9 protein-coding genes are annotated in these 11,787 nt (G+C 48.0%); 7 read left to right on the top strand and 2 right to left on the bottom strand.

Translation table 11 applies throughout. The annotated features are described in order from the left end of the window. The first annotated feature begins 5 nt into the window (after nucleotides 1-5). Nucleotides 6-902, top strand: a complete 897-nt coding sequence (locus tag AC2TF6_RS20870; RefSeq protein WP_491308312.1) for an Rpn family recombination-promoting nuclease/putative transposase — start codon at nucleotides 6-8, stop codon at nucleotides 900-902. A 154-nt stretch (nucleotides 903-1,056) separates the two neighbouring features. On the opposite strand, the gene AC2TF6_RS20865 is transcribed toward AC2TF6_RS20870, so the two are convergent. Further along, entirely contained in the window at nucleotides 1,057-1,776 is a 720-nt protein-coding gene (locus AC2TF6_RS20865; RefSeq protein WP_491308311.1) for an SDR family NAD(P)-dependent oxidoreductase, read from the bottom strand. Nucleotides 1,777-2,114: 338 nt separating this feature from the next. On the opposite strand from AC2TF6_RS20865, the gene AC2TF6_RS20860 reads away from it, so the two are divergent. Then, on the top strand, nucleotides 2,115-2,255 hold the full coding sequence (locus AC2TF6_RS20860) for a hypothetical protein (RefSeq protein WP_491308310.1): 141 nt from the start codon (nucleotides 2,115-2,117) through the stop codon (nucleotides 2,253-2,255). 86 nt (nucleotides 2,256-2,341) lie between these two features. Here the strand turns inward: AC2TF6_RS20860 and AC2TF6_RS20855 are convergent, their stop codons facing one another. Continuing rightward, nucleotides 2,342-2,488 (bottom strand): hypothetical protein, encoded by a 147-nt coding sequence (locus AC2TF6_RS20855; RefSeq protein WP_491308309.1) that lies wholly within the window; start codon nucleotides 2,486-2,488, stop codon nucleotides 2,342-2,344. Nucleotides 2,489-3,012: 524 nt separating this feature from the next. On the opposite strand from AC2TF6_RS20855, the gene AC2TF6_RS20850 reads away from it, so the two are divergent. The 5 genes from AC2TF6_RS20850 to AC2TF6_RS20830 are packed head-to-tail and all read left to right on the top strand — an operon-like array spanning nucleotide 3,013 to nucleotide 10,985. Continuing rightward, the gene (locus AC2TF6_RS20850; RefSeq protein WP_491308308.1) at nucleotides 3,013-4,446 is read left to right on the top strand and encodes an SWIM zinc finger family protein; all 1,434 of its coding nucleotides are present in this window, start codon (nucleotides 3,013-3,015) and stop codon (nucleotides 4,444-4,446) included. A gap of 19 nt (nucleotides 4,447-4,465) precedes the next feature. Further along, complete coding sequence (locus AC2TF6_RS20845; RefSeq protein ID WP_491308307.1) at nucleotides 4,466-6,331, top strand: HEAT repeat domain-containing protein; 1,866 nt, start codon at nucleotides 4,466-4,468, stop codon at nucleotides 6,329-6,331. Next, the gene (locus AC2TF6_RS20840) at nucleotides 6,328-7,425 is read left to right on the top strand and encodes an ATP-binding protein (RefSeq protein ID WP_042230970.1); all 1,098 of its coding nucleotides are present in this window, start codon (nucleotides 6,328-6,330) and stop codon (nucleotides 7,423-7,425) included. The genes AC2TF6_RS20845 and AC2TF6_RS20840 overlap by 4 nt, the downstream gene beginning before the upstream one ends. Next, nucleotides 7,383-9,770, top strand: coding sequence for a DUF5682 family protein (locus AC2TF6_RS20835; RefSeq protein ID WP_491308306.1), 2,388 nt, complete (start codon nucleotides 7,383-7,385; stop codon nucleotides 9,768-9,770). Before AC2TF6_RS20840 ends, AC2TF6_RS20835 begins: the two co-directional genes overlap by 43 nt. A 3-nt stretch (nucleotides 9,771-9,773) precedes the next feature. Further along, nucleotides 9,774-10,985, top strand: a complete 1,212-nt coding sequence (locus AC2TF6_RS20830; protein WP_491308305.1) for a VWA domain-containing protein — start codon at nucleotides 9,774-9,776, stop codon at nucleotides 10,983-10,985. Nucleotides 10,986-11,787 lie beyond the last annotated feature (802 nt).

Genomic DNA, 11,787 nt, shown 5'->3' with positions numbered 1-11,787 from the left:
TCCGTATGCCGGATTTACTTGATCCCCGGAACGATTTTGTTTTTAAACGAATTTTTGGCAGTGAAGAAAACAAAGATGTCTTGCTGACTTTTTTGAACCGCACTTTTGCGGAATCAGGCGAGCCGCCGTTAACAGAAATTGTTCTGCTTAACCCGTATACGGAAAAGGATGCTCCTCTTGACAAACAATCCATCTTTGACATTTGGGCGAAAACGGCGGAAGGTAAATTGCTTAACATCGAGATGCAGCTTTTTAATAAATATGATATCGAAAAAAGGACGCTTTATTACTGGAGCAAGCGTTATTCCGGCCAACTGCAGGAAGGTCAAACCTACAAGGAATTGAAAAAGTGTGTCACGATAAATATTTTAAATTACTCGTTTATTTCCAATGACCGGTACCATAATGTTTATCATTTGAGGGAAGACCATACGGGGCTGGAGCTGTGTGACGATATCGAAGTCCATTTTATGGAGCTGTCCAAACTGGACGAGAAGGCTGCTCCGGTTGAAGGCGGTCTGATCAACTGGCTGTTGTTCTTGAAGGGTGTGGACAAAACTAATTGGGAGGTGCTGAAAATGAACGAACCGACTTTGAAAAAAGCCATGGACACGCTGGAGTTTCTGAGCCAGGACAGGGAAGCCCGCCGATTATATGAAGAACGGGAAAAGTATTTGCACGATGAAGCTTCCATGATTGAATGGGCGACGGAAAAGGGTATGGCTAAGGGCATGGCCCAAGGTATGGCTAAAGGAATAGCTAAAGGAATAGCCGAAGGAGAGCAAAAGAAGGCTATCCAAATTGCTAAGAATATGCTTGCCTTGGGGCTTCAGGTTTCAGTCATTGCCAAGGCTAGCGGTCTATCTGAAGCCGAGGTTGAATCGCTAAAGTCGGTTCAATAGAGCAACGATCACTTTGAGATTCTTCCACGTGGGCTGAATCCGTGGGTTTCGGTCGATGGTAAAACAATAAAAAGCACTCCAGCGAGTGCTTTTTGTCTTATATAGAGCTTAGGGGGATGTCCAAATCTTGATCTAAACGGCTGACGAAGCTAACTTATGCATTCAAATCCGTCATTGCTGGAATATGAATTTCTTTAACACAGGAAACCCTAGAGAGGTTGACGACGCATTTTACAATTGAGACAATATCCTGTACAGGAATTCTTGTGCCGCTATATTCAGCAATCGCTTTATCTGCACCATCCTCATAAGGAATTTCTGCTGCCAGTTCGCCCGGATTCACACAAGTGACCGCAATGCCGTCCTTACGAACATGCTCCCGCAGTGCATGAGTAATGCCACGCAGACCGAACTTGGAAGCTACAAATGATACCTGGTTGTTATTCGTATGGTCCAGTCCTGCTGTGGAGCCAATTAGAATAATTTTACCCGCTTCTGATTTGCGAAGATTAGGCAGTGCAGCCTGTATGCAGGTAATTGTTGAAGTTATATTCACATTTATAATGTTGGCAATGTCACTTGCCTCATCCTTGTCAAAAGTATATTGAGCCTCAAACCCTTCTTTCTCCCAAATTCCTACGTTATAAACTAGAACATCGATCTTCTCCGTTTGAATGCCCTTTGATATGACTTGCGCGGCATCCGGCTGCGCCAGATCTGCAGCAATCCATATCCGCTTTATACCATCATTAAGATCCAGACTGCCCGGCCTGCTTCTGGAGACGATCCATACTTGATCACCATGTTCAGGCAAACCTTTCACAAATGCATCTCCCAGACCTTTACTTGCCCCAAAAATAAGATAGCTTCTCATACTGTATCCTTTCCCCATGTTAATCATTCTATTTTAATATCATATCCAAGTGTACTATACTAGCTACGGACTCTCCACTGCTTACAGGATTGATCCAATGTCAAGGTGGAGCCTAGGGGGGATGTCCAAATCTTGATCTAAACGGCTGACGAAGCTAACTCGGCGCAGCATTCTAGCGGTAGATTCGGACGCCGTGCTCCTCCACGGAAGCAGAGCTACGAAGCCTATTCACTCGTTCCGTGCGCGCGGACTGAACCCCTCGGGGTTCGGCCCCGCTTGGCTCAAACAACAAAAAGCACTCCGAAGAGTGCTTTTTGTCTTGTATGGAGCCTAGGGGGATGTCCGAATCTTTGATTAAACGGCTGACGAAGCTAACTCGACGCAGCATTCTAGCGGAAGATTCGGACGCCGTGCTCCTCCACGGAAGCAAAGCTTTGAAGCCTATTCACTCATTCCGTTCGCGCGGACTGAACCCCTGACCTCATCGCTGCCAGTGGAGAGATGGCGTTTTTATGTTAAGGAAAGAGCGGAAGAATAGCTCCAGATCTTTATTTTATTTTTCACCTCAAAACGCTTCGACACAGAGATAATCTCCACAACCATTTGAGAAAGGCAAGGAGCGATTCGTCCCTGGCTGCAGCAGCTTCACATATCTCCCGTCGCGAAACAGCAAACCTCGCTCGTCTTCTTGAATGGTGATTTTCGTAAACATAGGTATCCCCCTTTAAAATGTTGGGAGGGAACGCTTTGTGACGAATTTCGTATAGTAAGACGAGTCTCGAAAACGATTCGCTTCTCCAGTCCGAAGTGTTCGTGATTTTGGCGCTGTCGTTCCATTTATTCCTCGGATTGCTAAGCTCAGCTGCAGTAGTGCATAGGAAGCCATCGACTATCCCTCGACTATTCCGCAATTTGTTGTGAATTCGATTCCTAGTCGAATGCTCATTGAAGAGCGCAAAGTCTAGAAAGGACTGCTTTCTAGTGGTAGAATCGAGGCCGCTGCACATACAGAATACGAAGCACCTAACAGTTGTCCGCACTGCGGGAGTGTCCTGAACTCAATGCCTGGGTATGCTTGTCGATCAACGATCCATCATTATCATGTCATGAATGCAAGGGAACGAACAGGGTGGGAGTATGGCGAAGCGAAAAGAAAGATGAGACTATCGAACAAATGGATTACGAGGCAGGGTGTGGAATTTTTGAAGAAAGAAAACTTTTTAGGTGAGGGACTCCATGATCAATTTATCGGAAGCGTATGTAGACAGTTTGGCGCATAACAGCGCCGCAATGAAAAACGGCAAAGACTTGTTCAAGAAAAAAAGCTTCACGAAACTTTGCAAGACGGAAGATGGCAAGCTTTTATTCGGAGAGTGCAAAGGAAGCGGGAAAGAACCGTATCGCTGCTCCGTCGACTGGATGACCGAGGGACAGCCGGTGTTTCGCTGCTCATGTCCAAGCCGCCAGTTCCCGTGTAAGCATTTGCTCGGCTTGATGTATGCTTATGCAGCCGAAACGCCTTTCGAGACAGCACCGATTCCGGAAGATATTATGGGAAAAAGGGAGAAGGTCGAAAAGCGGGAGCAGAAGAAAAGTGAGGCGACCAGTAAAGAAAAGCCGACGAAACGGAAGACGAGCAAATCGGCACTGCTAAAAAAAATAGGAGCACAGCTCGAAGGGATTGCTATTTTTGAGAAGCTGCTTCATCAAATCGTACAATCAGGATTAGGCAGTTTGGATAAGCAAATGTTGAAAATGATTGAAGATCAAGCGAAACAGCTTGGCAATTATTATATACCAGGCATCCAGACGGCAATGCGCAATCTCATTGTTCTGCTTCGATCCGATGAGGAACAAGAAACGATCTATGCCAAGGCGTCCACTTACTTATCCACGCTGCATACGTTACTCAAGAAAAGCCGCGGCTATTTGCAGCAAAAATTGGACAATCCGGAACAAGCGCCTGAATTGGACTCCACGATTGAGGAATGGATCGGTCATGCCTGGCAGCTGGCGGAGCTGCGCGAATGCGGCAGGGTTCAAAGCGATCGGGACCTTATGCAGCTGAGCTTTAACTCCTATGCGGATGAGGCAAGAGGGGAATACGTCGACGAATCATTCTGGGCGGATGTGGAATCAGGCACCGTTTATACAACAAGGACGTACCGTCCGTTCCGTGCAGCGAAGTTTATCAAAGAAGAAGATTCTTACTTTGCAATTGTGAATGCGAAAGAGCTTATGATTTACCCGGGCGAGCTGAATTGCAGAATTCGCTGGGAAGGGGCAGTTCCGCGTCCAGTAACAGAGCAAGATTTCCAGGCTGTGAAATCCAAAGCACTTTCCTCCGTAACGGAAGCGGTCAAAATCGTTAAAAATCAAATCAAAAACCCGCTGTCGGATAAACGTCCCGTCCTATTGCTCGCTTATGATCAGCTGATGCACAGCAGCAATGGACCCGTCTTATTGGACGGACAAGGCAAAGAGCTGCAGCTCTCGGATTTAGAATCGGTGGAACAGTCAACAGCTCATATGCTGCCGATGCTTCATCAAGACGTGCTCAAGCAGCAAGCCGCTGTAGTCAGATTTGAGCATGATATGGATAATAACCGGCTGCATGCCCAATTGCTAAGCATCGTCACAGATCAAGGCATCATTCGATTGCTTTATTAAGGAAGAGGAGAAGACATACATGAGTATCGATCTGTTATTTGATTTGCATCGGGAGGTTCGCAGACTGTTCATTGCGGGCAGCGGAATGGCTGCGGGCGATTTTAACTTGAAGAAAATACTGCCTCAGCTGCATAAGTTTGGAGAGTCGGCGGCAGTGTTCAAACGAATCGCGCAAGCGGTGCAGGAAGTATTGGAGTCGAATCGGGAGGATGGCGCGGTTAAGCTGCTGGATTTGGGCACGCTGCTAACTTCTGTGTTATATACGCAAGGAAAAACAGAACCGCAAACTGAACGCCATGCTATAGCGGGAACGCAAATCCAAATTGGCACTAACATTCCTTATCGCAAGCTGCAGCCACTTATTGAAGCGCTGAACACTAAAGGCTCTGGAAGATGGGAAGTGATCCATCAGGCACATGAGGAGGGCCTTTTTAACGATTTCCGTGTCATGTTTTCGGCAGTAGACGCCTTGGATGACGGCTACTCGGAAATTGCTGATTTTATACATAATCAAGTACTGCTCGCTTATGGACCGGAAATATTACCTGTGCTGCACCAGCAATTCAGACAACAAGGCGGCAAGGGAGATGCCCGGCGACTGGAGCATATTTATCGTTTGCAGCAGGAAGAAGGGCTTGATCTGTATTTAGCTGCGGCTCAAGAGGGATCTGTCGAGGTTCGTGCGGCTGGGATTAAAATTTTAGGCCATTTTGCCGATCAAGAGTCGTTTATTTTGGAGCAGGCGGACGATAAGAAGAAAGAAATTCGAGAGGCGGCTTATCATGCGCTGTCGACTTTGGGCACGGAACAAGCGCTCGATCGTCTGTTTGCTGTGTTGAAGTCGAAAGATCGGGAAATGGCCGTTGAGCCGATTCGCAGGTCCAGCTCTTTTCGTCTTGCGAATCAAGTTATTGCTCATGCGGATGCTGCCTTCGAACGTATTCTTGTTTTACTGGCGCAAAAGAAAACAAAAGTGACGGAGAATGAGGCAGACAAGGAGAAAAAGAAAGAAAAGAACAAAGAGCTGGAGAAGGCTGTCGAAGAGCTCCATGTAGATCTGCAAAGCTTGGATGGATTTGAAAGTGAGGAAGTGTATACGCTTCTTACCAAGCTGTTATCCACACCGGGATTTGTCAGTCAGCATACTTATTGGCTTCAAAACATGGCGGTCAACATGCTGCAAAATATGCAATATTCAGAGGCACTTCCATTTGTGCTCGATTTGCAAGATAAACATAAAAAGGCTTTCATCTGCAACAGCCTGTGGGCAGCTTTCAAGCTGCTATCGCCAGCGGATGTTTATGAAAGATTCGCGCCGGAATTTGAGGAGCGCTCCAGGAAAACAGTTAAGGAACTGCTGGATTATATACCACGCATCATTCCGAACATGGTGCGTCAACTAAATGCCGATCTAGAAGAAGAGCAGCAATGGACGCAAAACTGGGACGCAAGATGGATTGATTTGTTTATGAAAATGAATCAAGATGACTTGGTGTGCAGACTTGTGTACGGCACGGCAACACGTCCGAGTTCGACAGTTATTACTTATTTGATTCATAAATGTAAAAATCAACTTGATCTTTCAAATGACAATACGGCCCAAATGCTCATCACATTACTCAAGCTAGGGCATGAGGAAGCACCTGATCTGGTGATGGAAGCGCTGAAGAATGGAGGAATTAAACGATATTACTATCTATACTCGAATTCGCTTCTATTCCATTTATTCCATATGTTGCCGTATACTTATGCAGATCAATTGGAGCATTTCGCTCAGTCACCAAAAGGGGAGCGATTTAAAGAACAATTAATGGAAATTGTCGAGAATCTTCGAGCTAAGCAAGCAGAAGGAACGGTTGAAGCACAGAAAGGAATGAGCGTATGAGTTCAAATCAAGAGCAAAATGTCGTTAGATTGCCGGCAGAGCGTCTGTATGCCGCAGAAATAGAAGCACTGAAAAGTGTCGATAAAGACAGCAAACCGGCTGGCTGGCAGCTTTCGCCGAAAGCGGTGTTAACTTTCATTACTGGGGGCAAAGCGGGCGATGTCACCATTACACCGAAATATATCGGGAATCGCAGACTTGTTGAAATGGCAATTGCTACATTGCTGACAGATCGTGCGCTGTTGCTAATTGGCGAGCCGGGAACGGCGAAATCGTGGCTGTCGGAAAATTTGACGGCAGCCATTCATGGTGATTCTTCGAAAGTGATTCAAGGTACGGCCGGAACTAGCGAAGAGCAAATTCGTTATTCCTGGAATTATGCGATGCTGCTTGCGCAAGGGCCTTCCGAGCAGGCGATTATTAAAAGTCCAATTTATCGCGCGATGGAAACAGGAGGGATTGCCCGATTTGAAGAAATTTCGCGCTGCGCTTCCGAAGTGCAAGATGCGCTCATTTCAATTTTGTCTGAAAAAACGATTTCCGTTCCTGAGTTGGGAAGCGAGGTTTCGGCAGCACGTGGTTTCTCTGTCATAGCTACCGCCAATACGCGCGATCGTGGCGTTAACGACATGTCAGCAGCATTGAAGCGCCGTTTCAACATAATTGTGCTGCCTGCACCATCGGATTTGGACACGGAAGTGGACATCGTATGCAAGCGCGTAGCTGAAATTTCGGCGAGTTATGAGCTGAAGGCGTCCTTACCGGATGATGAGGCGGTACGCAAAGTCGTCACGATTTTCAGGGAGCTTCGAAGCGGCATGACACTGGACGGCAAAGAGAAAGTGAAGCCGACAAGTGGGGTTATTTCGACAGCGGAAGCTATTTCCTTGTTAACGGGCAGTATGGCGCTTGCCGGCAGCTTTGGCAGCGGCACCATCAGCGATGAAGATATTGCCGCGGGCTTGCAAGGTGCGATCGTGAAGGATGAGGAGAAGGACAAGCTCGTCTGGAAGGAATATTTGGAAAATGTAATGAAGAAGCGGGGATCGACATGGCGGAGCCTGTACAACGTCTGCTCGGAACTGAACGGGTGAGCGAAAAAAAACGAGTGAATGTGTTCGGCATTCGGCATTTATCACCGGCGGGCGCGTACCATCTGCGAGCCCTTCTGGAAGAAAAGCAGCCGACGGCTATTCTGGTCGAAGGTCCAAGTGATGCGAACGATTATATTCATCAGCTGACGATGAGCGGAGTCAAACCGCCAGTCGCGCTGCTCGCTTATACGGAGGAACTGCCGGTGCGCACGCTCATTTACCCTTTTGCAAGCTATTCGCCTGAGTACGAGGCTTTTCGGTGGGCGAAACAGCATGGCATTCATGCGGAATTTATGGACCTGCCCTCGACGATTTCGCTGACTTTGTATGAGAATCGAAAAGGCGCTGGACGCAAGGCGAAAGCAGAAGCGGTGCAAGCGGGCGAAGGAAAGAATGAGACGAGCGATCGCGCGAGTTATGTTCAGTTGCAAAATAAAATGTATGAACAAATCACCGAACTTTCGGGCGAACCGGACTATGAAGCGTATTGGGAGCGCTATTTTGAGCATTGTACAAGTAAAGAGGCGTACCGCGAGGCGATCGATCATTACTCGATTCAGATGAGAGCGCTAATGCAAGAAGCCGAGCAGAGTCTTGCGCCGGAAGAAGCGGCCTACAACGAAATACGCGAAGCTTACATGAGGAGAAAAATCGAGGAGACGATCCGCTCAGGTCACGCACCCGAAAAAATCGTCGTCGTCACCGGTGCACATCACGCTTCAGCACTGCGCCCTGAATTGCTGCCTATGACCGATCGCGAGCTGGAAGGACTGCCTAAAGTTCGTACGAAAATTACGTTGATGCCTTACTCTTACTATAAGCTTTCAACATATTCAGGTTATGGAGCCGGCAATCAGGCGCCCGCCTATTACGAACTTTTCTGGACATGCTTGCAGCAAAATGAACTGTGGAAACTTCCGACGTTGTATTTATCGAAAGTAGCTGCTTACTTGCGTGATCAAGGGACTTATCGTTCGACTGCTTCGGTCATTGAAGGAGTTCGATTGGCACAAGCTCTGGCCGTCATGCATGATGGAACTTCGCCGACTTGGAGGGAATTGCGCGATGCGGCGATCGTTTTGATGGGGTACGGGGAATTGTCCGTTATTTCAGAAGCTTTGGCCAGAACGGATGTTGGTACAGCTATTGGCAGCTTGCCGGACGGAGTCAGCCAAACGCCCATTCAAGATGATCTTAATCGCGAGCTGAAGCGGTTTAAGCTAGAGAAATACAAAACGACGGTAGCCACAACGCTTGAGCTTGATTTGCGTGAAAATCGCCGTGTCAAAACGGTCGAAGCCGCTTTTATCGATTTGAATCGGTCCGTGCTCCTGCATCGACTGGAATTGCTCGGCATCAGCTTTGTAAAAAAACAGCATGTCAGTCAGGCTTCGGCTTCTTGGGCGGAAAATTGGGTGCTGCAATGGTCGCCGGAGGCAGAAATTGAAGCGGTTGAATCGACCTTGAAAGGGGAGACGATTGAGCTTGCAGCCGCGTTCGTTATTCATGAAAAGCTGCAGGCATGCGCCGACATTGCCGAAGCATCTCGAATCATTCGCCTCGCCTGCACATCTGATTTGCCAAGCTTAATGGAGCAGGCAAGAGGGGTGCTGCAGGAGCTTGCCGTCGATTCAGGAAACTTCGAACAAATCGCTTCGGCAGCTTTGGAATTGTCCGTTTTAATTGGATACGGCTCCATCCGCCGAATCGCGACGGATTCACTCATTCCGCTGCTTGAGCAGCTGTTTCTTCGGGGTTCGCTCCTTCTTGTCGATGCTGCGAACTGCAATGACGAGGCGGCCAAAACGATGGCAAGCGCTATTCAAACGTTCCACAGCATCGCGCAGGAACATTACGAAATCGTCGACGATCAGATTTGGCTGCAGAAGCTGCGCGAATTATCAATGCGTGACGATCGCAATGCGAAATTGTCGGGACTCGCTTTTTCCATTTTGCTGGAACGAAATGAAGTGGATGAAGCGAGAAGCGCGCAGGAAATGTCGCGAAGATTATCACCGGGCATTCCGGCAGATCTTGGAGCAGGCTGGTTCGAGGGGCTTGCCATGCGCAACCGGTACGCTTTGTTGTCGCGCAGCTTTTTGTGGGAGCAGCTCGATGCTTATATTCAATCGCTTGAGAATGAGCAATTTTATCGCTCGCTCGTCTTTTTGCGGAGAGCTTTCGGGACGTTTGAAGCAAGAGAGAAGGCGAACATCGCTGAGCTCATGGGGGAACTATGGGGGCTTGGCGCCATTGCGACTGGCGAAGCCTTGCAGCGTCCGCTTGGGGAAGAAGAGAAGGAGAAACTCGATGAACTTAATGACTTTGATTTCGGAGACTTATAAGCGATGACGGCGGACAATTTGGAAAAGATGAAAAGGTGGCGCTTGATTCTAGGCGCAGCGACTGAAGAGAAGTTGAAGTCTTTTGACAGTACGCTAGCGCAGCTTTTGGATGAGGAAGCACGGATTATGGATGAAGCGCTTGCGGCCATTTACGATGATACACAGTTGATTGACGACTCATCTCGTTTGGGTCAAAAAGGGCAGACAAGAGCTGCGGGTCTCGGTTCTTCTTCTCCAAAGATTGCGAAATGGCTCGGCGATATTCGGACGTTTTTTCCGCCAGATGTCGTTTCGGTCATTCAAGCTGACGCCATTGAGCGCAAAGGGCTGACGCAATTGCTTTTTGAACCGGAGCTGCTGTCGCAAGTAAAGCCGGATGTACAAATGGTTGCGACCCTGATGTCACTTAAAGGAAGAATCCCTGAACAAACGAAAGAAACGGCTAGACAGCTTGTCAAAGCAGTTGTGGATGAAATTATGAAGCGGATGTCTGAAGATCTCCGGCGAGCTGTAACGGGGGCACTCAACCGTAGAAAACATTCCCCCATTCCATCCGTGACGGGACTCGATTGGAATACGACGATTCGCAAAAATTTGAAACATTACGATACGAACCGCAAGCTGCTCATCCCGGAAAAAGTATATTTCTTCGACCGGGCCCGCAAAAGCAAGGAATGGACGGTCATTCTTGATATTGACCAGAGCGGCTCAATGGCAAACTCCGTCATTTACGCTTCCATCGTCGGCTCGATCTTCGCAAGTATGCCTTCGCTCGAAACGAAGGTCGTAGCTTTTGACACCGAGGTAGTCGATTTAAGTGAGCAGTGCGCGAATGACCCGGTTGATATGCTTTTTGGCATCCAGCTTGGCGGCGGGACCGACATTAACAAATCGGTTGCTTACTGCGAGCAATTTATTAAAGAACCGCAGAAGACGCTGTTCATACTCGTCTCTGATCTTTATGAGTTCGGGAATCGTTCTGAGTTTCTGCGAAGAATGGATGAGCTTCATCAAGCAGGCGTCAAAGTACTCTGTTTGTTAGCGCTGTCTGATGAAGGTGTTCCTTCCTACGACGAGGCGATCGCCAAAAGGCTTGCTTCTTACGGAATCCCATCTTTTGGATGTTCACCAGACCGGCTGCCTGAACTGATCGAAGGCACGCTGAAAGGAATGGACTTGGTGCAGCTGAGTGCACGTGTTGGAGAGAAGAAGTAGCAATCCGTTACGAGAGACAACTGGCAGGAAGCGATTCGTTTACAAATTAAGCCGGAGCAGACGGAATTTGCACCAATGGCGGTCGTTTGCAGAAGCAGGCGAGCGCATCGGTAACGAATTCGTGATGAAGCTGGCCGCGCGTCAGAGTTGTTGAGTTAAGTTTCAAGCCGACCGTAAACGTGTTAAACTGAGGAATATCGAAAACCTTTTTGAAAAAAGGTTACTAACATATTAAAAGTCTTGAATACGGGTTAATCCGTAGTAATTAATTCCTTTTGTTCTCACTTGAAAATCGTGTGGAAATAGCCTGACTAACTCAAAAAAATTTTTGCTATAGTATAATTTTTACACATAAAAAAACCTCTAAACACTCGTAAATCCTTGTGTTTAGAGGTTTTTTTATGTATGGAGCCTAGGGGGATGTATGAATCTCGATTTAACTTACTGACGAAGCAAAGTCGACGAAGACAAGCTTAGCGGAAGATTCGGACGCCGTGCTCCTCCACGGAAGCGAAGCTCCGAAGCGTACTCACTCGCTCCGTGCGCGCGGACTAAACCCCTCGGGGTTCGGCCCCGCTGGCTCAAACAACAAAAAAGCACTCCGAAGAGTGCTTTTTTGTCTTATATGGAGCCTAGGGGGATATGCCTCGCAAGCACTCGGCTATCCGCTGGGGGATGTCCAAATCTTGATCTAAACGGCTGACGAAGCCAACTCGACGCAGATTTCTAGCGGAAGATTCGGACGCCGTACTCCTCCACGGAAGCGAAGCTCCGAAGCGTACTCACTCGTTCCGTGCGCGCG

Source organism: Paenibacillus sp. JNUCC 35 (assembly GCF_058269095.1).
This window is presented reverse-complemented; position numbering and strand designations above follow the sequence as displayed.

What these genes read in the sequence shown, in the direction of transcription:
- AC2TF6_RS20855 (WP_491308309.1), bottom strand. Translation starts at nt 2,488, where the DNA reads ATGTTTACGAAAATCACCATTCAAGAAGACGAGCGAGGTTTGCTGTTT.
- AC2TF6_RS20865 (WP_491308311.1), bottom strand. Translation starts at nt 1,776, where the DNA reads ATGAGAAGCTATCTTATTTTTGGGGCAAGTAAAGGTCTGGGAGATGCA.
- AC2TF6_RS20840 (WP_042230970.1), top strand. Translation starts at nt 6,328, where the DNA reads ATGAGTTCAAATCAAGAGCAAAATGTCGTTAGATTGCCGGCAGAGCGT.
- AC2TF6_RS20830 (WP_491308305.1), top strand. Translation starts at nt 9,774, where the DNA reads ATGACGGCGGACAATTTGGAAAAGATGAAAAGGTGGCGCTTGATTCTA.
- AC2TF6_RS20860 (WP_491308310.1), top strand. Translation starts at nt 2,115, where the DNA reads ATGTCCGAATCTTTGATTAAACGGCTGACGAAGCTAACTCGACGCAGC.
- AC2TF6_RS20850 (WP_491308308.1), top strand. Translation starts at nt 3,013, where the DNA reads ATGATCAATTTATCGGAAGCGTATGTAGACAGTTTGGCGCATAACAGC.
- AC2TF6_RS20835 (WP_491308306.1), top strand. Translation starts at nt 7,383, where the DNA reads ATGGCGGAGCCTGTACAACGTCTGCTCGGAACTGAACGGGTGAGCGAA.
- AC2TF6_RS20870 (WP_491308312.1), top strand. Translation starts at nt 6, where the DNA reads ATGCCGGATTTACTTGATCCCCGGAACGATTTTGTTTTTAAACGAATT.
- AC2TF6_RS20845 (WP_491308307.1), top strand. Translation starts at nt 4,466, where the DNA reads ATGAGTATCGATCTGTTATTTGATTTGCATCGGGAGGTTCGCAGACTG.